The sequence below is a fragment of the Streptomyces sp. NPDC002867 genome (assembly GCF_053591895.1).
The window spans coordinates 255,519-278,864 of record NZ_JBSFUR010000001.1 but is presented as its reverse complement, the minus strand read 5'-3'; the positions used below and the strand labels follow the sequence as shown (position 1 = coordinate 278,864).

10 protein-coding genes are annotated in these 23,346 nt (G+C 72.1%); 5 read left to right on the top strand and 5 right to left on the bottom strand.

Translation table 11 applies throughout. From position 1 onward, the window contains the following. Positions 1 to 39: 39 nt before the first annotated feature. From ACWD0A_RS01275 to ACWD0A_RS01260, 4 genes are all read left to right on the top strand, one after another. Positions 40 to 555 (top strand): toxin-antitoxin system HicB family antitoxin, encoded by a 516-nt coding sequence (locus tag ACWD0A_RS01275; RefSeq protein ID WP_451293433.1) that lies wholly within the window; start codon positions 40 to 42, stop codon positions 553 to 555. A gap of 82 nt (positions 556 to 637) precedes the next feature. Next, positions 638 to 1,486: a DUF4097 family beta strand repeat-containing protein gene (locus ACWD0A_RS01270; protein ID WP_451293431.1), complete on the top strand. Its 849-nt coding sequence runs from the start codon at positions 638 to 640 to the stop codon at positions 1,484 to 1,486. 78 nt (positions 1,487 to 1,564) lie between these two features. Then, positions 1,565 to 2,545 (top strand): ATP-binding cassette domain-containing protein, encoded by a 981-nt coding sequence (locus tag ACWD0A_RS01265; protein WP_451293429.1) that lies wholly within the window; start codon positions 1,565 to 1,567, stop codon positions 2,543 to 2,545. Further along, the gene (locus ACWD0A_RS01260) at positions 2,542 to 3,330 is read left to right on the top strand and encodes an ABC transporter permease (RefSeq protein ID WP_451293427.1); all 789 of its coding nucleotides are present in this window, start codon (positions 2,542 to 2,544) and stop codon (positions 3,328 to 3,330) included. The genes ACWD0A_RS01265 and ACWD0A_RS01260 overlap by 4 nt, the downstream gene beginning before the upstream one ends. A 105-nt stretch (positions 3,331 to 3,435) precedes the next feature. On the opposite strand, the gene ACWD0A_RS01255 is transcribed toward ACWD0A_RS01260, so the two are convergent. The 5 genes from ACWD0A_RS01255 to ACWD0A_RS01235 form a co-directional block, all read right to left on the bottom strand. Beyond that, positions 3,436 to 3,645: an MbtH family protein gene (locus ACWD0A_RS01255; protein WP_307712103.1), complete on the bottom strand. Its 210-nt coding sequence runs from the start codon at positions 3,643 to 3,645 to the stop codon at positions 3,436 to 3,438. After that, positions 3,642 to 19,187 (bottom strand): amino acid adenylation domain-containing protein, encoded by a 15,546-nt coding sequence (locus tag ACWD0A_RS01250; RefSeq protein WP_451293425.1) that lies wholly within the window; start codon positions 19,185 to 19,187, stop codon positions 3,642 to 3,644. Before ACWD0A_RS01250 ends, ACWD0A_RS01255 begins: the two co-directional genes overlap by 4 nt. Positions 19,188 to 19,230: 43 nt before the next feature. Further along, positions 19,231 to 19,425, bottom strand: coding sequence for a hypothetical protein (locus ACWD0A_RS01245; RefSeq protein WP_451293423.1), 195 nt, complete (start codon positions 19,423 to 19,425; stop codon positions 19,231 to 19,233). A gap of 133 nt (positions 19,426 to 19,558) precedes the next feature. Continuing rightward, complete coding sequence (locus ACWD0A_RS01240; protein ID WP_451293421.1) at positions 19,559 to 20,590, bottom strand: iron-siderophore ABC transporter substrate-binding protein; 1,032 nt, start codon at positions 20,588 to 20,590, stop codon at positions 19,559 to 19,561. A gap of 139 nt (positions 20,591 to 20,729) precedes the next feature. Then, complete coding sequence (locus ACWD0A_RS01235; RefSeq protein ID WP_451293419.1) at positions 20,730 to 22,082, bottom strand: lysine N(6)-hydroxylase/L-ornithine N(5)-oxygenase family protein; 1,353 nt, start codon at positions 22,080 to 22,082, stop codon at positions 20,730 to 20,732. Between the two features lie 261 nt (positions 22,083 to 22,343). Here ACWD0A_RS01235 and ACWD0A_RS01230 point away from each other — a divergent pair, with 261 nt between their 5' ends. Further along, positions 22,344 to 23,291: a methionyl-tRNA formyltransferase gene (locus ACWD0A_RS01230; protein WP_451293417.1), complete on the top strand. Its 948-nt coding sequence runs from the start codon at positions 22,344 to 22,346 to the stop codon at positions 23,289 to 23,291. Positions 23,292 to 23,346: the final 55 nt, after the last annotated feature.

Sequence of the window (23,346 nt, the reverse complement as noted above, 5' to 3'; positions counted from 1 at the left end):
GGCTTGCACATGACACCACAGTGGTGCCATGATGACGCCATGGACCTCACCCCGTATGTCGACACCCTCCGCCGCGAACTGGCGGTGGCCGCCGAAGCCGGCGGGGCGGATGCCCGCGCGCTGGCCGAGCGGCTCTCCGCTCCTCTGGAGTCGGCGACCCGTCTGACCCTGCTCAATGTGCTCTCCGCCGCGATGGACGAGATCACCCGCGAGCTCGCCCCCGGCTCGGTCGACGTACGGCTGCGCGGGCTCGACCCCGACTTCGTGGTGACGCTGCCGCCCACCGACGGCGGCCCCGCGGAGCAGGCCGCGCCCGTCGAACCGCTGAAGGCGCAGGCGCCCGCCGAGGGCGACGAGGGCGGCACCGCCCGCGTCAACCTGCGCCTGCCGGCCCACCTCAAGGCACGCGCCGAGGAGGCCGCGAGCCGCGAGGGCCTGTCGGTCAACGCGTGGCTGGTGCGCGCCGTGTCGGCCGCGGTCGACGGCGGCACCCGGCCGCGTACGACGGAGAAGACCCAGACCATCGGACAGAGCTTCACGGGCTGGGTGCGCTAGCCGCGCCCGCGCCCGCACCACTTCACCCACACCACGTCCCACCAGCGGGGACGCCCTGAAGACCCAAGAGAACGGGACAACCATGCCTTCTTTCGACACTCCCGAACCGATCTCGGCCACGGCGCACGTGGAGGCCGGTTCCATCCAGTTCACCGCGGGCGACCGCCTCGACACCGTCGTCGAGGTGCAGCCCCGCGACCCGAAGAAGGACCAGGACGTACGGGCGGCCGACCAGACCGAGGTCACGTACGCGAGCGGCGTACTGACCGTCAGGACGCCCAAACCCCATCTGCTCGGCCTCGGCCGCACCGGCACCGTCGACGTGACGGTCGAACTGCCCACGGGCTCGCGCGTCGACATGACCGGCGCCTGGGTCCAGGTGCTCGGCGAGGGCCGGCTCGGTGAGGTCCACGTGAAGACCTCGTCCGGCGACGTCCGCCTCGACGCCACCGGCCCGCTGAAGCTGACCGCGTCGCACGGCTCGATCACCGTGGAGCGGGTCGAGGGCACGGCCGAGATCACCACCAGCTCCGGTAGCCTGCGCGTCGGCCTCGTCGACGGCCCCGCCGTCCTGAAGAACTCGCACGGCACCACGACCGTCGGCGCCGCGACTGGCGAGCTGCGGGTGAGCGGCGCCAACGGCGACATCGAGATCCGGCGCGCCGAGGACTCGGTCACCGCCACCACCGCCCACGGCACCCTGCGCGTGGACGAAGTGGCCCGCGGCACCGTCCAGTTGGAGACCTCCTACGGCGCCATCGACGTCGGCATCCGCCAGGGCACGGCCGCCTGGCTCGACGTCAGCTCGGGCTCCGGCCAGGTGCGCAACACGCTCACCGCGTCCGAGACCCCGGAGCAGACCGAGGACACCGTCAAGGTCCGCGCCCGCACCCGGTACGGCAACATCGACGTCCGCCGCGCCCGGGGCTGAGCACCGGCCCCGCGAAATCGCCCGCTCACCCCAGTCACTTCACCCTTCGAACGGGAGGGCTCCATGCCATCATCTGTCATGCCCACGTCCAGGCGGGGTGACGGTCCGCAGTCGTCCGCCGCCGTCTCCGCCGTCGGTCTGCGCAAGTCGTACGGCGACAAGACCGTGCTCGACGGCATCGATCTGCGTATCCCGGCCGGTTCCGTGTTCGCGCTGCTCGGGCCGAACGGCGCCGGCAAGACCACCGCCGTGAAGATCCTGTCCACGCTCATCGCCGCCGACGGCGGGCAGGCCCAGGTCGCGGGCCACGACATCGCCACGTCACCGGACGGGGTGCGCGCCGCGATCGGCGTCACCGGGCAGTTCTCCGCCGTCGACGGGCTGATCACCGGCGAGGAGAACATGCTCCTCATGGCGGACCTGCACCACCTCTCCCGCAGCGAGGGCCGCCGCACCGCCGCCGAGCTGCTGCAGCGCTTCGACCTCGTCGACGCCGCGAAAAAGCCCGCCTCCACCTACTCCGGCGGCATGAAGCGCCGCCTCGACATCGCCATGACGCTGGTCGGCGACCCGCGGATGATCTTCCTCGACGAGCCGACCACCGGTCTCGACCCGCGCAGCCGTCACACCATGTGGCAGATCATCCGCGAGCTGGTCTCCGACGGCGTCACCGTCCTCCTCACCACGCAGTACCTGGAGGAGGCCGACCAACTCGCCGACCGTATCGCCGTGCTCGACGACGGCAGGATCGCGGCCGAGGGCACCGCCGAGGAGCTGAAGCGGCTGATCCCCGGCGGGCATGTCCGGCTCCGCTTCTCCGACCCGTCCGCCTATCGGAGCGCCGCCCTCACGCTGCGCGAGGTCACCCGGGACGACGAGGCGCTGTCGCTGCAAATCCCCAGCGACGGCACCCAGCGCGAGCTGCGCTCCCTCCTCGACTGGCTGGACTCCGCCGGCATCGAGGCGGACGAGCTGACCGTGCACACCCCCGACCTCGACGACGTGTTCTTCGCCCTGACCAGCGGCACCAACCAGCCCCCCGAGGAGGCTGTCCGATGAGCTCCCTCTCCCTCGCCGTGCGCGACTCGTCCACGATGCTGCGCCGCAACCTCCTGCACGCGCGGCGCTACCCGTCCCTCACCCTGAACCTGCTGCTGACGCCGATCGTCCTGCTGTTGCTCTTCGGCTACATCTTCGGTGACGTGATGAGCGCGGGCATGGGCGGCGGCGCCGACCGCTCCGAGTACATCGCCTACGTCGTGCCGGGCATCCTGACGATGACCATCGGAGGCACCGTGGTCGGGACCGCGGTGTCCGTCTCCAACGACATGACCGAGGGCATCATCGCCCGCTTCCGCACGATGGCGATCCACCGCGGGTCCGTGCTCATCGGGCACGTCGTCGGCAGCGTGCTGCAGTCGGTGGCCGGCGTGGTCCTCGTGGGTGCCGTCGCCGTGGCCATCGGCTTCCGGGCCACGGATGCCACGGCCCTGGAGTGGCTGGCGGCGTTCGGGCTGATGGCGCTGGTCGCCCTGGCGCTCACCTGGATCGCGGTCGGGATGGGCATGGTCAGCCCGAACGCCGAGGCGGCGAGCAACAACGCCATGCCGCTGATCGTCCTGCCGCTCATCTCGAGCGCCTTCGTCCCGGTCGACGCGATGCCGGGCTGGTTCCAGCCGATCGCCGAGTACCAGCCGTTCACGCCGGCCATCGAGACCCTGCGCGGGCTGCTGCTCGGCAGCGAGATCGGGCACAACGGATGGCTCGCGGTCGCCTGGTGCCTGGCTCTCTCCGCGCTCGGCTCCTTCTGGTCGAAGGCGGTTTTCGACCGCGATCCGAAGTAGCCGGGACGACCGCGCGGGCCGCCTCCCGCAGTTCGTCGACGCACGCCGCCGCCCGCCGAGAGGAATCCCTCTCGGCGGGCGGCGGTACGGTGCGCTGCGGCGGGTTCAGCCCTGCTCGGCGACCAGGCTCTTGGGGCGCAGGTCGGTCCAGTTCGTCTCGACGTAGGCGAGGCACGCCTCCCGCGTCTCCTCGCCGAAGACGACGCGCCACCCGGCCGGCACCTCGGCGAAAGAGGGCCACAGCGAGTGCTGGTCCTCGTCGTTGACCAGGACCAGGAAGCGGCCCTGCGGGTCCTCGAACGGGTTGGTGCTCATACGTCGTCACTCCTCGTGGACTTTGCGGTGAACAGCTCGGAGATCGGCTGCTCGGGGTCGGCCGCTGCGGTGCGCAGCAGTGTCTGAAGTTCTTCGGCGAGCTGCCGGGCCTTGTCCGGGCCGAACAGGCCGACCGCGTGGATCAGCTCGCAGTGCACCGGTCCGTCGCCCTGCGGCTCGTAGAAGCTGAGGGTCAGCTCCGCCCGCGCCGAGCCGGTCGGAACGGCGTGGAAGGAGCCCATGCCGCCCTCCAGCTGCCCGAGATCCGCCTGTTCGTGGTGGATCACCATGACCTGCGGGCCCTGGGGGGGCAGTCCGGTCGCCCGGACGACCTCGTCGAACGGCACGTCCTGCCGGTCGAGGGCGCTGAGGGTGGTCTCCCGTACCCGGGTCAGCAGCTCCGCGAAGGTCGGATCGCCCGCCGTGTCGGTGCGCAGCACCACCGTGTTGAGGAAGCAGCCGACGAGGTCGGCCAGCTGGTCGTCGCCACGGCCGGCGACCATCGTACCGATCGGCAGGTCGGTGCCCGCACCGTGGGCGGTGAGCATCGCGGCGAGGGCCGAGTGCAGCACCATGAACATGCTGGTGCCCGTCGTCCGGGCCAGCTCGTCCACGGCCGCGTGCAGCTGCTCGTCCAGGACGAATCCCAGGTGGTCGCTGCCCTCGGCACCCGGGCGCGAGGCGTCCGTGGGGAGCGCCAGCTGCGCCGGGACGTCTTCGAGCGTCTGCCGCCAGTAGGCGAGCTGCCGCCCGCCCCGGCTCTCCGGGTCGGACAGGTCACCGAGGACCTCGTGCGCCCAGCGGGTGTAGTCCGCGTACGTCACCGGCAACGGCTCCCACTCGGGCGTCCGGCCCTCCGTGCGGGCCGCGTACGCCGTGGTGAGGTCACGGAACAGCGGCACCACCGACCACTCGTCCACCGCCAGGTAGTGCGAGGTCAGGAGAAGAGCCTGGTGACCGGCCGGGTCCGTCAGCAGCGTCGCCCGCAGGGGGGCCTCGCGCTCCAGGTCCGGGGTCTGCGCGGCGAGTTCCGCCAGGCGGGCGTCCAGGTCCGCGCACGGGTCGAGCGCGAGGGCCGGGGCCTCGGCCGACCGCTGGAGCACCACACCGTCGCGCTCGGCGAACGCCGTGCGCAGCGGCTCGTGACGGGCCACCACATCGGCGAGGGCGTCGGCGAGTGCGGCGGCGTCGAGTCCACCCTCCGGTACACGCAGGGCCAGCGCGTGGTCGAAGCCCGGGGTACGGCGGTGCGACTCCCACTCCCAGCGCTGGACGGGGGCGACCGGCAGCGGGGCGCCGGCAGTGTCCTCGGTGTCTTCGGCGGGCCGCAGCGCCGGGCGGGCGGCCGCCGCGCCCTCCAGCTTGCCGGCGAGGCCGGCGACGGTCAGCGCGTCGAAGACGTCCCGGATGCTCAGCTCGACGCCGAACTCCGCGCGGATACGGCCCAGGAGCCGCATCGAGGCCATGGAGTGGCCACCGAGCGCGAAGAAGTTGTCGTGGATGCCGACCTTCTCCAGCTTGAGGATCTCGCAGAACAGGTCCGCCAGGCGGGCCTGCGTCTCCGTCGCCGGGCTCGCGTCGCCGGTCATCGCGGACCAGTCCGGCGCGGGCAGCGCCTTGCGGTCCAGCTTGCCGTTGGGGGTCAGGGGAAGGGGGCCGTCCAGCGGTACGACGAGTGCCGGGACCATGTACTCCGGCAGGTGGCCCGCCACATGGGCGCGCAGCTCCTGCGGGGCTGCCTCCCCGGCCTCTCCCGCCTCCAGTACGGCGTACCCGACCAGGCGCACGATGTCGCCGTCGCGGTCCGGCAGTACGGCGGCCTGCGCGACCGACGGGTGCGAGGCGAGCGCCGCCTCGATCTCCCCGAGCTCGATACGGAAGCCGCGCACCTTCACCTGGGTGTCGACCCGGCCCAGGAAGTCGAGGTTCCCGTCCGTGCGCCAGCGGGCGCGGTCGCCGGTGCGGTACATGCGGCCGCCGGGCGGGCCGTAGGGGTCCGCGACGAACCGCTCCGAGGTCAGCCCGGCCTTGCCGAGGTAGCCGCGGGCGAGGCCGCGTCCGGAGACGTACAGCTCGCCGACGACACCGGGCGGGACGGGCCGCAGGTTGTCGTCGAGGACGTAGCAGCGGGTGTTGGGGTCGGGTCGGCCGATGGGGACCCGGCCGGTGGGCCGGCCACCGTGCTCGCGTGCGGGCCACAGCGTGGAGTTGACCGTCGCCTCGGTGAGTCCGTACGCGCAGATCAGGTGGGCCGTGGTGCCGAAGCGCTCGAACAGGTCCGGCGGCACCGTCTCCGTACCGACGAGGACGGTCGAGCCCTCGGGCAGCTCGCAGCCGGGCGGCAGCGCCGACACCAGGGACGGGGGCAGGATCATGTGGCTGATCCGCTGGTCCGCGAGGAAGTCGGTCAGCGCGGGCCCGGCGACCCTGGCCTCGTCGGTGATGAGGACGAGCCGGCCGCCGTGGCACAGCGCCATCGACAGCTCGAAGACGAAGACGTCGAAGCCGATCGAGGCGAACTGGAGCACACGGCTGCCGGGCTCGAGGCCCATCCGGTCGACAGCGGTGGCCACCAGACTGGCGATGCCCTCGTGCGGGACGACCACGCCCTTGGGACGTCCGGTCGAGCCCGAGGTGTAGATCACGTACGCGGCCTGGTCCAGGCCGACCGGTCCGCTCCCGACGGCGGTCTCCGGCAGACCGTCCAGCTCGGCGGCGACGGACGGCTCGTCGAGCAGCACCATCGGTACGCCCGCCACGTCCGGGATCTTCCCGGCCACGGACTCGGTGCCGACCACGAGGGCCGCCCGCGAGTCCTCGATCATGTAGCCGAGCCGGTCGGCGGGGTGGGCCAGGTCGAGCGGCAGGAACGCGGCACCGAGCTTGAGCGCGGCGAGCACCGTGGCGATCATGTCGGCGCAGCGGGGCACGGCCACGCCGACCACGCTCTCCGCGCCCACACCGCGCGCGGCCAGCAGCCGGGCGATCCGGTTGGACCGCGCGTCGAGCCGCTCGTACGTCACCGAGTGCGAGCGGTCCACGACGGCGATCGCGTCGGGCCGCTCGGCGAGCCGCCGCGCGAACATCGCCGGCAGGGTCTCCTCGTCGACGGGCCGCGGGCTGCCGTTGAAGCCCTCCAGGACGAGGTGACGCTCGTCGGCGGCGAGGATCTCCGCCTGCGAGACGGGTCGCTCGGGCGCGGCGACAAGGGCGGCGACGAGCGCCCGGAGCCGGTCGCCGATCCGCTCGGCGGTCTCGTGGTCGAACAGTTCGGTGGCGAACTCCAGGCGGCAGGCCAGGGAGCCCGCAAGGCCGTCGGCGGCCGTGTGCTCGGTGAAGCTGAACACCAGGTCGAACTTCGCGGAGCGGATACGGAACGGCACGTACTCCACCTGGAGCCCGGCCAGTTCGAGCTCGTCGCCGGTGCGGGCGTGGTAGCCGACCATCACCTGGAACAGCGGGTTCCGGGACAGCGAGCGGGTGGGGTTGAGCTTCTCCACGACCGACTCGAACGGCACGTCCGCGTGGGAGAAGGCCGCCAGGTCGGTCTCGCGGACCCGGGTCAGCAGCTCGGTGAAGCTCGGGTCGCCGCTGAGGTCCGTGCGGAGCACGAGGGTGTTGACGAAGAAGCCGACCAGGTCGTCCAGCGCCTCGTCACCGCGGCCCGCGATGGGCGAGCCGAGGGGGATGTCCGAACCCGCGCCCATGCGGTGCAGCAGGGCGGCAACGGCCGCGTGCACCACCATGAACATGCTGGCGCCGGTCTCGCGGGCGAGCCGCTTCAGACCCTCGTGGACGTCGGCATCGAAGTCGATGTCCAGCTCGGCTCCGGAGAACGCGGGGCGGGCGGGCCGGGGCCGGTCGGTGGGCAGTTCGAGCTCTTCGGGCGCCCCGCTGAGCGTCGAGTGCCAGTACTCCAGCTGACGGGCAGCCAGGCTGTCCGTCTCGTTGGGGTCCCCCAGCAGCCGCTGCTGCCACAGTGCGTAGTCGGCGTACTGGACGGGCAGCGGCTCCCAGTCCGGGGCCGTGCCGTGTACGAGGCGCGCCTCGTACGCCGTGGCCAGGTCGCGCAGGAACGGGCGGTCGGACCACTCGTCGGTGGTGATGTGGTGCAGCAGCAGGATGACGACGTGGTCGTCGGGCGCGACCTCCACGACCGTGGCCCGCAAGGGCAGTTCGGCGGCGAGGTCGAAGGGCCGGTTGGTCTCCGCGTCGACGATGCCGGGCACCTCGTCCTCGGTGGCGCGGACGAGCTCGACCACGGGCCGGGCCTCCTCGGCCGGCAGGACTCGCTGGAACGCCTGGCCGTCGCGCTCGGCGAAGACCGTGCGCAGGGCCTCGTGGCGGGCCGTGACATCGGCGAGCGCGGCGGTCCACGCGTCGACGTCCAGGGCGCCGCGCAGCCTCATCACCAGCGGGAAGTTGTACGCGGCGGAGGTGCACTCGATCTGCTGGATCACCCACAGCCGCTGCTGGGCGTGGGACAGCGGCAGCTCGTCGGGCCGCTCGCCGGCGGTCAGCGCCGGGCGGGCGGCGCCACCGGAGCGGGCCGCGCGTTCCACCAGCTCCGCGACGGTCGGCGCCTCGAAGAGGTCACGGATGGCCAGTTCGGCGTCGAGCGCGGTGCGGGCGCGGCTGACCAGACGGGTGGCGAGCAGCGAGTGGCCGCCCAGCTCGAAGAAATCGCTGTCGATGCCGACGCTGCCCTCGGGCAGGCCGAGCACCTCGGCGAAGAGGGCGCAGAGGGTCTCCTCCCGCGGCGTGCGAGGGGCCCGGCTGGGGCCCGTACCGCCGAAGTCCGGGGCGGGCAGCGCCCTGACGTCGAGCTTTCCGTTGACGGTCAGCGGCAGCGTGTCCACGGCGACGAGTGCGGAGGGGACCATGTAGTCCGGCAGTCCGGCCTTCAGGTGGTCGCGCAGCCGCTGGAGCAGTTCCTCGCCCGCCTCGGCGCCGTCCTCCGGGACGACGTAGCCGACCAGGCGCTTGGTTCCTGTGGCCTCGTTGACGACCACGGCGGCGTGCGCGACCTGGGGGTGCGTGGACAGGGCCGAGGCGATCTCGCCCAGCTCGATGCGGTAGCCGCGGATCTTGACCTGGTCGTCGGTGCGGCCGAGGAAGTCGAGCAGGCCGTCGGGACGCCGGCGTACGAGGTCGCCGGTGCGGTACATCCTCCCTCCCGGACCGCCGAACGGATCGGCGACGAACCGCTCCGCGGTCAGGCCGGGCCGGTCGTGGTAGCCGCGGGCCAGACCGGTACCCGCGATGTACAGCTCACCGGGGCAGCCCGGCGGAACGGGCCGCAGCATCGCGTCGAGGACGTAGGCGCGGGTGTTGCGGATGGGCCGGCCGACCGTGGGGGTCGCGCTGTCGATGGTGGAGCCGCCGAGCGTGTTGATCGTGTACTCGGTGGGCCCGTACAGGTTGTAGCCGTAGGTGCCCTCGGTGTGGCGGAGCCTGCTCCACACCGTGTCGGAGACGGCCTCGCCGCCGAGCAGGACCAGGGCGGGCCGGTGCTTTCCGACTGCCGCGTCCTGGTCGAGCAGGCCCTCCTCGATGAGGAGCTGGGCGTACGTGGGCGTCACGTTGACCACGTCGACCTGGTGCCGGTCGCAGTAGGCGACCAGGGCCTCGGCGTCGCGGCGCAGCTCTTCGTCGCAGACGTGGACCTCGTGGCCCTCGACGAGCCAGAGCAGCTCTTCCCAGGACATGTCGAAGGCGAAGGACACGGTGTGCGCGATGCGCAGCCGTCGCCCGCCGGCCGAGGCGATGGCCGGGTCGAAGATCTCCTCCTGGTGGTTGAGCTGCATGTTCGTCAGGCCCCGGTACGGAGTGACGACGCCCTTGGGCTTGCCGGTCGAGCCCGAGGTGTAGATGACGTACGCCGGGTGCTCCAGGCGGTCCGCCCGGTCGTGGGCGAACGCGGGCCGCTCGGCGTCGGTGATCTCGGTGCCGGGGAGCGCGGCCAGTTCGGCGGCCACGGCCTCGTCGTCCAGGAGGAGTTCGGGCGCGGCGGGGCCGCTCTCGCCGCGGAGGGTCGGGGCCACGGTGGTCGTGGACAGCAGGCACAGCGGCCGGGTGTCCTCGACCATCAGCCGCAGCCGGTCGGCCGGGTGGTCCAGGTCCAGCGGCAGGTACGCGGCACCCGTGCGCAGGACGGCGAACAGCGCGGCCACCATGTCGATGGAGCGCGGCAGCGCGAGCGCGACCGCCTTCTCCGGTCCCGCCCCCCGGGCGAGCAGCAGCCGGGCGAGCCGGTTGATGTGCGCGTCGAGTTCGGCGTACGTGAGGGCCTGATCGCCGAACACCAGCGCCACGGCGTCGGGGGTACGGGCCACCTGAGCGGCCAGCATGTCGGCGACGGTCTCGTTCGGTACCGGCTCCCGGCTGCCCGCCCAGTCGGCGGAAAGGGACTCCCGCTCGCCGGGCAGCAGCAGGTCCAGGGCGCCGACCCGGGTCGTCAGGTCTCCGATGAGCCGCTCCACCAGGGCGCCGAAGCGGTCGAGCGTGGCCGTGGCCTGCTCGTCCTCGACCAGGTCGGGGCGGTACTCCAGCTTGACCTGGACCGTCTCGGCCGGGTTGACGATCAGGGTCATCGGGTAGTGGGTGGCGTCGACGCTGCCCACGCCCGTGATGCCATGTCGCTCGGTGAGCTGCTGGAAGGCGCCCTCGTCGGCGAAGTTCTGCAGGACGTACAGGGTGTCGAAGAGGGTGGGGTGCCCGCCGGCCCGCTGGAGTTCGGCGAGTCCCAGGTACTCGTGGTCCATCAGGGCGACGCGCTCGGTCTGGATGCGGCGCAGCAGGTCCCCGACCGGCTCGGCCGGGTCGAGGGTGATCCGCTGGGGCACGGTGTTGAGGAACATGCCGATCGTCGTGTCGACTCCGGGCACGTCCGCCGGGCGTCCGGCGACCGTGGCGCCGAACACCACGTCGTCACGGCCCACGGTGGAGGACAGGACGAGCGCCCACGCGGCGGAGAGCACCGCGTTGATGGTCAGTCCGTGCTCGCGGGCGGAGCTGCGCAGCCGGTCGCTGAGGGCTCGTCCGAGGCTGAGGGTGCGGCGGCGCGGGATGGTCGGTTCGTCACCGCGCTCGCGGGCGACGAGGGTCGGCTCGTCGAGTCCGGCGAGGGCGGCGCGCCAGGTCTCGCGGGCCGCGTCGAAGTCCTGGCCGGCGAGCCAGCTCAGGTAGTCCAGGTAGCTTCCGGCGGCGGGCAGGGCGCTGTCGTCGCCGGCCGCCGCGTACAGGCCGAGCAGTTCGTCGAGGAAGAGGGACTGGGACCAGCCGTCCCACGCGACCAGGTGATGGCTGAGCATCAGCCGGTCGGTGGTGTCGGTGAGCCGGATCAGGGTGAGCCGGAACAGCGGGGGCGCGGCGAGATCGAACCGCCGGCGCCGGTCGGTGTCGGATATCTGGGCGAGCCGGGTCTGGCGCTCGGCTTCGGTCAGGCCGGTCAGGTCGACCTCGGTGAGCGGTACGGGCAGCTCGGCGGCCGGGCAGACGAACTGCACCGGCTCGGGCAGGCCGTCGCTGACGATGCCCGCGCACAGGCTGGGGTGCCGGCGCAGCAGGGTCGCGACGGCGGTGCGCAGCCGGTCGGCGTCGAGCCGGCGGTCGAAGTCGAACGTGTCCTGAGCGGTGTAGACGTCGAGCGCGGTCGTGTCGTAGCTGGCGTGGAAGTAGATGCCTTCCTGGAGCGGCGACAGCGGCCAGATGTCGGCCACCGGCGCCGGGCTCACCCGCTCGACCAGTTCGATGCCGGCCTGGGTGAGGGCGACGAGCGGCACGTCCGAGGGGGTGAGGGAGGGCCGGGCGCCGGGGGCGGCGGTCGTGGCGACGAGGTCGCGCAGGGCGTCGGCCCAGGCGCGGCTCAGTGCCCGCACGTCCTCCGCGGTGACCACGTCGCCCTCGGGCCAGGTCCAGGTGGCGCGCAGCTCGGGGCCGTTCGGGGTCTCCGCGCAGACGGCGTTGACCTGGAGCGGGTAGGGCATCGCGAGGTCGGCGTCGGGCTCGACGGCGAGCGCGTCGGACTCGACGGCGGGCGCCCAGTCGTGGGTCTGCTCGGCGGGGAGGCGACCGAAGTAGTTGAACAGCACCTGGGCGGTGGACAGCCCTGCGAACACGGGAGCGAGCTGCGGGTTGAGGTAGCGCAGCATGCCGTATCCGGCGCCGGAGTCCGGGGCGGACCGCACGGACTCCTTGACCTGCTTGAGCGTGTCGAGCGGGTCGTCGGCGGCGGGCAGACGCACCGGGTGGAGGCTGGTGAACCAGCCCACGGTGCGCGAGAGGTCGGCGTCCGTGCCGTCCCGTCCGTGGCGCTCCAGGTCGACCAGCAGGTCGCCGTCGGCGTCGGGGCGCCACTGGGTGACGGCACGCCGCAGCGCCGCGAGCAGGACCTCGGTGACGTCGGCGCCGACCGCCGCGGGTACGGCGGTGAGCAGCGCGCGGGTGTCCTCGGCGGGCAGGGTGACGACGTGCTCCCGCGCCGCACCGGCCGTTCCGGTACGGGTGGCTCCGGCGACCAGGTCGGCTCCGGGTGCCAGCGTCTTGGCCCAGTAGGGCAGTTCGGCCTGCCGCTGCGGGGAGGTGGCCTGCTCGGCGACGTCGCGGGCGAACCTCCGTAGAGAGGTCGGCACCGGCTCGAGCTCCGGGGACTCGCCTCGTACGACGGCGTCCCACGCGGTGGCGAGGTCGCCGAGGAGCACGCGCCAGGACACGCCGTCGATCACGAGGTGGTGGACGACGAGCAGCAGTCGGCCGGGCCGGTCCGTACCGGCGTCGAACCAGACGGCCTGCACCGTCACGCCGGCGTCGGGGTCGAGGCGGTTCGCCGCGGCGTCGGACTCCTCGCGGATGACCGTGCGGAAGGCGGACTCGTCGAGGCCGCATGCGTCGACGCGGCGGAGCAGTCCGGCCGCGTCGAGGGAACCCGCGGGCATCGTCCGCGCGGACCAGAGGGCGGGGATCGCCGGGCCGAGGTCCATGCGGGTGAGGGTGAGTCGCAGGCCGTCGTGGTGGTCGAGGACTGCCTGGAGGACACGCGTCAGCTTCTCGGTGTCGGCGGCGGCGGGCGCCTGGACCAGCATGGAGAGGTTGAAGCGGCTGATCGTGCCGCCGTCCTCGCGGAGCTGGTGGACGATCGGCAGCAGCGGTACGTCACCGACGCCGTCGGAGTCGGCGACGGGTGCCGCGGTCGCCGGCGCCGCATCGGCGACGGTGGCCGCCAGGGCGGCCGGGGTGCGGTGTTCGAAGACGTCGCGCGGGGTCACCGGCAGGCCCGCCTTGCGGGCGCGGCTGGAGACCGCCATGGACAGGATGCTGTCGCCGCCCAGGACGAAGAAGTCCTCGTCGGCGTCGACCCCGTCGATGCCGAGCACCTCGGCGAAGATGCCGCACAGCTGCTGCTCGCAGCCTTCGCGTGCGCTCGCGTGACGGCTGCGCCTGGGCGCCTCGGGGGCAGGCAGGGCCTTGAGGTCGGTCTTCCCGCCGGGGGTGAGCGGCAGCGCGTCGAGCCGTACGAAGTGGCTGGGCACCATGGGCGCGGGCAGCGAGTCGCTCAGCGCGGCGCGTACGGCCTCGGTGTCCAGGTCCCGCGCACCGGCGGCCGGGACCAGGTAGGCCACCAGCTGCTTGACTCCCCGCTCGTCGTCGCGTGCCACGACGACGGCCTCGGCGACGGCCGGCTCGTCGCGCAGCCGGGCTTCGATTTCCCCGAGCTCCACCCGGTTACCCCTGATCTTGACCTGGTGGTCGGTGCGCCCGAGGTAGGTGAGCACACCGTCTCCACTGAACTGAACCATGTCTCCGGTGCGGTACATCCGCCCTCCCGGACCGCCGAACGGATCGGCGACGAAACGCTCCGCGGTCAGCGCGGCGCGTCCGTGATAGCCGCGGGCCAGTTGTGCGCCCGCGATGTAGAGCTCGCCCGGCTCGCCCTCCGCGACGGGTCGCAGGCAGCGGTCGAGGACGTAGAGGCGGGTGTTCCACACCGGCCGCCCGATGGGCACGGTGGCCCCGTCCGGGGCCGGGCCCGCTTCCCAGCTCGTGACCTGGATGACGGCCTCGGTGGGTCCGTACACGTTGAACAGCGGTACTCCGGTGCGCTCCTGCCAACGACGGGCGAGCGGAACCGGCAGGGCCTCACCGCCGCTGAAGGCGCGGCGCAGGCTCGCCCACCACTCCCCCGCCTCGTCCTCGGCCAGCAGCGCGCCGTAGAGAGAGGGCACGAGGTCGACGCTGGTGACCCGCTCGCCGCGGATCAGGTCGACGAGGTACGCCGGGTCCCGGTGTCCGTCCGGCCGGGCGATCACCACGGTGCCGCCGGTGAGCAACGGCGTGAAGATCTCCAGTACGGACGGGTCGAAGCTGGTCGAGTACTGGTGCAGCACCCGCTCGTCGGGGCCGTACCCGAAGTGCTCGGCGGTCCAGAGGAGTTGGCCGACGACCGCGCGGTGCGCAACGACGACGCCCTTGGGGCGGCCGGTGGAGCCGGAGGTGTAGATCACGTACGCGGCGCTGTCCGGGTGGACGGCTGCGGACACAGGACCGGATACGGGATCGGCGCCGGCCGTCTCCTCGCCGACGACGACGTGGGTCACGCCGTCGAGTGCGGGCAGCCGGGTCCGGGACGCGGCGGTGACGACGACGGTGCGCGCCCCGGAGTCCTCGAGCAGGTACCGCACCCGGTCGGCCGGGTAGTCGACATCGACCGGCAGGTAGGCGGCGCCCGCCTTGAGCACGCCGAGCATCGCGATCAGCGTCTCGGCCGACCGGGGCACGGCGACGGCGACGACGGACTCGGGCGTCACGCCCAGGGAGAGCAGCCTTCCGGCCAGTGCCTCGGCGCGCGCGTCCAGTTCGGCGTAGGTCGTCCGTCCCGCCTCGTGGATCAGCGCGGTCGCGTCCGGGGTCCGGCGGGCCTGCCGGGTGAAGGCCGCGTGCAGCGTGTCGCCGGGCAGGGCGTGGTCCGCGCCGGCCAGACGGTCGAGGGCGGTCCGCTCCTCGTCGTGGGTGCGCAGCGCGAGTCGCGCCACCGGGCGGAGCGGGTCCGTGACGAGCTGGTCGAGCAGGGCGAGCAGCCGGTCGGCGAACCGGCGGGCGGCCGCCGGTTCGAGGCGCGCCGGATCGTGGTCGAGGCGCAGCCGGAGCCGTTCACCGGGCAGGACGGTGAGGGCCAGCGGGTAGTGGACGGCGTCGCGGATGTGCGAGCCGGTGATCCGGACCAGTCCGGCCGGGTCGCAGGGCTCGCCGGCCCCGGGGAGGTTCTCGACGACGACCAGTGCTTCGAACAGCTCGCCGCGTCCCACGGCTCGCTGGATGTCGGCGAGGCCCACGTGCTGGTGGTCCAGCAGCTCGGCCTGTTCGTCCTGGAACCGCGAGAGGACGTCGACGAGCGACTGCTCGGGGCGCCACCGCAGCCGCGCGGGAAGGGTGTTGATGAGGAGGCCGACAAGGGTCTCCACTCCTTCGACGGCGGCCTGGCGGCCCGAGACGGTGCTGCCGAAGACGATGTCGCGGGTGCCGGTGACGTCCCCGAGCAGGAGTCCGAAGCCGCCCTGGACGACGCTGCCGAGCGTCAGTCCCAGCGCGCGGGCCCGTGCGGTGAGGGCGGCGGTGTCCGCAGCGGTCAGCTCCACGGCGATCGTGCCGGTCCGGCGCTCGCCGGTGTCCGCACCTCGTACGGGGAGCCTGGCCGGGCCGTCGTACCCGGCGAGGGCGTCGCGCCAGGCGCTCAGCGCGCCGTTCCGGTCGCGTGCGGCGAGCCAGCCGGCGTACGCCCGGTACGCCGGGTCCTCCCCCTGCCGGGGAGCCTCGCCGCCGGGCCGGTAGCCGCTGAGGAGTTCGCGCATGAGGAGCGACACCGACCAGCCGTCCACCACGATGTGGTGCAGCGTCAGCACCAGCTGGGAACGCTCGGCGCCGTGGCGGATCAGGGCGGCCCGCAGCAGGGGCGGGACGTCCAGGTCGAATCCTTCCGCCCGCTCCTGCGCCCCGATGGCCTCGGCGGTCGTCGCACGACTGTCGGGGTCCTGGCCGGACAGGTCGTCGAAGCGCCAGGGCAGGGTGACGCGCTCGCCGATGAGCTGCACGATCCTGCCGTCCGGCAGCTGGTGGAAGGCGGCGCGCAGCAGCGGGTGGCGGTCGAGGAGGCCCTGGACGGCGAGCCGCAGCGCCTCCGGGTCGACGTCGCCGGCCAGTTCGACGGTGTCCTGCACGGCGTATCCGTCGGCGCCGGTCTCGTCGACGGAGGCGTGGAAGTAGAAGCCTTCCTGGAGCGGAGTGGCCGGAACGGCGTCCACGAGGCCCGGGACGGCGGCCTCGCACTCGGCGCGCTCGGCGTGGGTGAGCGTGACGAGCGAGAACGGGGCGGGCAGGTCACCGCTCAGGGCGCGAGGGGTGTCCGCCGCCTCTTCCGTGAGGCGGGCGAGTGCCGCGACCGTACGGTGCCGGAACACATCGCGCGGGGTGAGCGCGAAACCGGCCTCGCGGGCGCGGTTCACGAGCTGGATCGCCACGATGCTGTCGCCGCCCAGCTCGAAGAAGCTGTCGTGGACGCCCGCCGACGGCAGACCGAGGACGTCGGCGAACAGCCCGGCGAGTGCGGTCTCCGCGGGGGTGGTGGGCGCGTCGTCGCCGCCCATCGCCGTCCACCGGGGCGCGGGCAGGGCGCGGCGGTCGAGCTTACCGTTGGGCGTCAGCGGCAGTGCTCCGTCGAGGCGCACGACGGCGGACGGAACCATGTAGTCCGGGAGGGTGCCGGCGATCCGGGCACGGGCCTCGGCCACGGCGGCCTCGGCGTCCGGACCGGCACCGTGGGCAGCGGCCGCACCGGCGCCGGCCTCCGCGACCAGGTAGGCGACGAGCCGCTTCACGTTCCGGTGGTCCTCGCGGACGAGGACGGCGGCCTGGGCGATGCCGGGGCAGGCCATGAAGGCGCTCTCGATCTCGCCGGGCTCGATGCGGTGGCCGCGGATCTTGATCTGGCCGTCCGCGCGGCCGAGGAACTCGAGGTTGCCGTCGGCGCCCCAGCGCACCCGGTCGCCCGTCCGGTACATGCGCGCGCCCGGCCCGCCGAACGGGTCGGCCACGAAGCGCTCCGAGGTGAGCCCGGCCCGGCCCAGGTAGCCGCGGGCGAGGCCGCGCCCGGCGACGTACAGCTCGCCCTCGGTGCCGACGGGGACGGGGCGGAGAGCCGAGTCGAGCACGTAGGCACGGGTGTTGGGGTCGGGGACGCCGATCGGGGCGGGGCCCGGACGGTCGGCGTCGGAGACCCACAGCGTGGAGTTGACGCTCGCCTCGGTGAGACCGTAGGCGACGACGACCTGGACATGCCCGGCCCAGCGGGCGATCAGTTCGCTGGGAACCGCTTCGGTGCCGACGATCAGCACAGAGCCGTCGGGGAGTTCGCAGTCCTGCGGGAGCGCCGAGACGAGCGACGGCGGCAGGATCATGTGCGTGGCGCGGTGGCGCGCGATGTAGTCGGTGAGGGCCGGCCCGGCGACGCGACGCTCGGTGGGGACGACGATGATCCGGCCGCCGACGCACAGCGACATGATCAGGTCCCAGACGGTGACGTCGAAGCCGACGGACGCGAACTGCACGACGCGGCTGTCGGCGGTGATGCCGATGCGGTCGGTGGCGGTGGCGATGAGGCTGCCGACGCCGTCGTGCGGAACCACGACGCCCTTGGGGCGTCCGGTGGAGCCCGAGGTGTAGATGACGTACGCGGCCTGATTCAGGGCGACGGCCACACCGGGGTCGCTCTCGTCATGGGTGGCGCACTCGGCGGCCACGGACGGCTCGTCGAGCAGGACATGCACGACGCCCGGCGCGGCGGGCAGATCCGCGGACAGCTCGCGTGTGGTCACGACGGTCCGGGCGCCCGCGTCGTCCAGCATGTACGCGATCCGGTCCTGCGGGTGGTCGGCGTCCAGCGGCAGGTACGCCGCCCCTGCCTTCATCACGGCCAGCAGGGAGATGACGAGTTCCGGGGAGCGGGGCAGCGCCACGGCGACGACGTCCTCGCGGCCGACGCCCCGGGCGGCGAGGAGCCGGGCGAGGCGGTTCGCGGCGGCGTTGAGCTCCGCGTACGACAGTTCACGGTCCTCGTACACCAGGGCGACGGCGTCCGGTGTGCTCCGTACCTGCCGCTCGAAGGCTGCGGGCCAGGAGAGTTCGGCCACCTCGCGGGGTGCCACGCCGAACCCGTCGAGCAGCTGCGCGCGTTCGGCGCCGGTGGTGAGTTCGAGATGCCCGACCCGGCAGGTCAGGTCCCGGGCGAAAGCGTGGAGCAGCATGAGGAAACGCCGCTCGTGCTCGATCAGCTTCCCTTCGTCGCACCTGTCGGCGTCGGCGTCGAGCAGGACGCGCAGGCCCTGGCCGGCCTGGAAGTCGCCGAACGTGATGGCGAGGTCGCTGACCGGGCCGAGCCACATCGGGGCGAGGTCGGCGTCGAGGGCGCCGAAGCGGATCCGCTCGCCGCTGGGGAGGATGTTGACCGTGGGGCCGACGAGCTCCTGCACCCCGTCGACGAGCCCGAGGTCCCGTGCCAGGTCCTCGGCGCGGTGGCGGCTGTGGGTGACGGTCTCGGCGACCGCCGTACCGACCGCCGCCACCAGCTGGACGCCGGTCATGTCGGGACGGACGGTGAGGCGCAGCGGCAGGATGTTGGAGACCATGCCGGGGACGTGCCGGGTCGCCGGGTCCTGCCGGGTGGTGACGGGCAGGCCGAGGACCAGGTCCTGTTCGCCGGTGGTCCGGTGCAGGTAGGCGGCGACGGCGGACAGCAGGATGCGGGAGAGCTGGACGCCTGCGGCGGCCGCGGCGTCGCGGAGCCGTGCGACGGCGGGCGCCGGGAGCTCGGCCGTGCGGCGGAGACGCCGCTTGGTCATCCCCGACGACCGCTCGACGAGCCGCACGGGTTCGGGCCGGTCGCCCATGCGCCGCAGCCAGTACGCGCGGTCCTCGCCGTACTCTTCGGAGGCGCGGTAGGCGGCGTCCGCGTCGACCAGCCGGGAGAGCGACCAGTCGGGGGCGGTGGCCCGGTCGCCGTGGGTGTAGAGGTCACCGGCACGGCCGGAGATCCGGATGATGCCGACGCCGTCGATGACGATGTGGTGGTAGCGCTGGTACCACCAGACGCGGTCGTCCGCGAGGCGGAGCAGCGCGTGGGCGTAGAGCGGGGCGGACGCGAGGTCGGTGGGGCGGTCCCGCTCGGCCTCGGCCCACCGGTGGGCCGCGTCCAGCGGGTCGGACTCGCCACGCAGGTCGACGGTCGGGACGTCGACCGGGACGGGCGATGCCACCTGGCGCGGTGCGCCGTTGTCGCCGACGATCCGGACGTGCAGGCTCTCGGCCTCCTCGACTGTCTGCCGGACGGCGGCGGCCAGGCGGTCCAGGTCGATGTCTCCGCGCAGGTCGAGGACGAACGAGACGTTGTAGGCCGAGCTCTCCGGCTCGATCTGCTGGGCGAGCCAGATGCCGGATTGCCCGCCGGTGACGGGGGTACCGGCAGCGAGTGTCCGGTCCGACTCGGCGTCAAACATCGTTCGCGGGGCCTTTCCCTGGTGGTGCTTCAGTGGTGGGTCGTCACGTGGTGTCGGCCGTGAGCAGCGGCACGATCTCGTCGATGGCGCAGGAAATCGACAGGGACGGTGTCGAAGGAGAGCGCGACGCCGATGTCCGTGCTGTCGTACGGGAGGAACAGGTCCCGCTGCTCCCCCACTTCTCCGTCGTCCACGGCCACTTGCCGTACGGCTGCTCCCCGAATTCCTTCACCGTCATGGGTGATCCGGGGCGCGTTTCCCGCCCGCCCGGTGGGCACGGCCACCTGGGGTCCCCCTACGGCCGCCAGGCCGTAGGGGGAGGGCGGAGCGGCCCAGAGAGGTGCCGCCGGGAGGCGGCACCTCCGCCGGACCTACTTGATGGCCTCGAGCCTCGGCACGACCTGGTCGATGGCGTACGGGATCGACAGGACCGTGTTGAAGGAGAGCGCGGCGCCGATGTCCGGGCTGTCGTACGGGAGGAACAGGTCCCGCTTCTCCTGGTGGACCTTGGTCTTCTTGTACAGCGGGTCGGCCTTCATGACCTTCTCGGTGTCCGGGGTGCCCAGCCACACGGTGCGGTCGGCCTCCATGACGTCGAGGCGCTCGACGCTGAGGTCCGCGATGTTCTCCTTGCCGAGGGCGGCACGGTACTTCTCGGAGGTGGTGAAGCCCATCTCCGACAGGAAGATGACCTTCGGGTCCTTCGGGGAGAACGCGGAGAACTTACCCGGCTCGTAGGGCTCGCCGACGGTGACGGTCTTGCCCTTCCACTCCGGGTGCTTGTCGCGGACGGCCTTGAAGCGGGCGTCGATGCCGGCGATCAGCTGCTCGGTCTCGGCGTCCTTGCCCAGCGCCTTGCCGATCTGCCGGGTCATGTCCTGCCAGGGCGCCTGGTAGTCCTCGTGGCCCTTGGGCTGCGCGACGACCTTGGCGATCTTGGAGAGCGTGTCGTACTGCTCCTTCTTCATGCCCGAGTACTGCGCGATGATCAGATCCGGCTTCAGCGCCGCGATCTTCTCCACGTTGTACTCGTCACGCTCACCGACGATCTGCGGCGGCGTCGAACCCCACTTGTCCTTCGTCCACGGCCACTTGCCGTACGGCTGCTCCTTGAACCAGTCCACCGAACCCACCGGCTTCACACCCAGCGCAAGCACCGCGTCCTGATCCGACAGACCCAGCGTGACGACCTTCTTCGGCTCCGCCTCGATCGTCGTACTGCCGTACTTGTGCTCCACCGTCACCGGGAAAGCAGCGGACTCCGCGCTCCCCGACGGCTTCGACTCGGCCTTCTCCGAACCACCCCCACAGGCGGTCAGAGCAAGCGCGGCGACAGCCGCCACGGCGGCACGGGGGAGGTGTCTGACGAGCCGCGTCAGTGCGGGACGTGTACCAGTGGACACGGTGGTTCCTTTCACGGGGGTTTCACGGTGCGTGCTGCGTGCCCGGACCGCCGCGTACGACGGCGCTACCGGCGGACCGGGCGGGCTGTGGGGGGCTGGACCGGAGGGGAGTCCCTTGTACGGGGTCCCCTGGCAGGGCTCAGCGGGCGGCGCCGGCTCCGTCGGCTACCGGCGTGACCTCGACGAGGTCGGGCTTCGGCTCCCGGTCGACGATCGAGGCGAGGATCTCGCCGACCCGGATCGCGGTGTTGGACAGCAGGGAGGACGTGATGCCGTGGGTGTGCTCGGTGCCACCCTGCAGGTAGATGCCGCAGCGCAGTTCGGGGTCGGTCGCAAGACGGTAGTCGCGCTCGACGCGGACGCGGCCCTGGTCGTCACGGTGACAGCGGTCGGCGACCGGGCCGAGGAGGCCGAGGGCGTCGGCGCTCGCGTAACCGGTGGCGCACACGACGACGTCGGCGTCCAGCCGGCTCTCCTCCCCGGTGACCAGGGAGGTGATGGTGGCGCTGACCGAGTCGGCCGTCTCCGTGACGTCGGTGAGGCGTGAGACGTTCAGGAAGCGGAGACGCTCGGCGCCGAGGACCTTCTCCTGGTACGCCTGCCGGTACAGGTCGTCGATCAGGTCGATGTCCACCACGGAGTAGTTGGTGTTGCCGTGATAGTCCATCAGCTTGCGCTTGATGTCGTCGGGTGCCGTGTAGTACTCGTCGACCGCCGCGGGGTCGAAGATGCGGTTGGCGAAGCTGCTGTCGTCGGCCGGGCTGTACCCGTAGCGCGAGAAGACGGCGCAGACCTCGGCGTCGGGGAAGCGGCGGTGCAGGTAGGCGACGTTCTCGGCCGCGCTCTGCCCGGCGCCGACGACGATGAAGCGGGAGGGGTCGGTGCCCTCCAGGCCGTCCACCTTGGCGAGCAGGTCGGAGTTGTGCCAGACGCGGTCGGTCCGCTCGACGCCCTCCGGCATGAGGGGGCGCAGCCCCGTGCCGATGACGAGGTTGCGGGCCCGGTGGACGACGGTCTCCGCTCCGCACCGCGCCGTCACGTCGAGGTAGTCCACCACACCGTCGCGGACGACGGGCTCGACGGAGACGACCTCGTGGCCGTACGAGACCATGTCGTCTACCTTCGCCGCAGCCCACTCGAAGTAGTCGTGGAACTCCACGCGCAGCGGGAAGAGGTTCTTGTGGTTGACGAAGTCGATCAGCCGGCCCTTGCTCTGCAGGTAGCAGAGGAAGCTGTACTCGCTGCTCGGGTTGCGGAGCGTCACCAGGTCCTTGAGGAAGGAGACCTGCATGGTCGCGTCGTCGATGAGCATGCCGCGGTGCCAGCCGAACTGGGGCTGCCGCTCGAAGAAGTGAGCGGTGACCGCCTCCTGCCTTCCGACGCGTGCGTTGTGCTCGCTGAGCGCGATCGCCATGGCCACATTGGACGGCCCGAAGCCGATACCTATGAGGTCGTGGATCAGTGGTGCGTCGTCAGGAAGAGTCTGAGACATGTCACTCCCATCGTGCGGGACAGCCGCCTGTCAGGCGTGCTGTCAGGCGTGGGGGAACGGCGGAGCCCGGGCACACCGGTAACCCGGCCGCCGAGCGGAACTTAGGTAAAGCTAACCTGATCTGGCCGGACTGTCGACGGGGCAAAACGGGCACTGATGCTGTTCCCGCGCCAACTGGGGCCGAAATCAGGGCTCATTGCATCCTTAGGTAAGGCTTGCTTTACTAAGCCCGGTCAGTCGCTTTCCTGAGGAGGAACCCCCATGCGGGTCGTCATGTTCGGTTATCAGACCTGGGGCCACCGCACCCTGCAGGCGCTCCTGGACTCCGAGCACGACGTGGTCGCGGTCGTGACGCATCCGAAGAGTGAGCACGCCTACGAGAAGATCTGGAGCGATTCCGTCGCCGACCTCGCCGAGGAGCACGGCGTCCCGGTGATCATCCGCAACCGGCCCGACGACGAGGAGCTCTTCCAGCAGCTCAAGGAGGCCGACCCGGACATCATCGTGGCCAACAACTGGCGCACCTGGATCCCGCCGCGCATCTACACCCTGCCTCGGCACGGCACGCTGAACGTCCACGATTCGCTGCTGCCCAAGTACGCCGGGTTCTCGCCACTGATCTGGGCCCTCATCAACGGCGAGCCCGAAGTCGGCGTCACGGCCCACATGATGGACGAGGAGCTCGACGCCGGCGACATCGTCATGCAGCACGCGGTCACCGTCGAGCCCGCGGACACGGCCACCGACCTCTTCCACAAGACGGTCGACCTCATCGCACCGGTCACCATCGGCGCCCTCGACCTGATCGCCTCCGGACAGACCGAGTTCACCAAGCAGGACCGTTCGCAGGCCACCTTCTTCCACAAGCGGGCAGAAGAGGACATCCGGATCAACTGGGACTGGCCCGCCGAGATCCTGGAGCGCCTGGTCCGCGCCCAGTCCGCCCCCTACCCGAGCGCCTTCACCTTCCACAAGGGGAAGCGGCTCGAGATCGTCTCCGCCGTCGTGTCCGAAGGCCGTTACGGCGGCACCCCGGGCCGCATCTTCTACCGGGAGGGCGAGGGCGTGGCGATCGTCGCCGGCGCCGATGCCCGCACGGGCCGCAACCACGGCCTGGTGATCACCCGCGTGCGGACCGAGGACGGCCGGGAGATGCCCGCGACCGAGTACTTCACTTCCATGGGCGGCTACCTGACCAGCCGCCCCTGACGGCTGGCGATCCCCAAGACCAGCGGCCCACCCCGGACGGTCCCGTGGTGGGCCG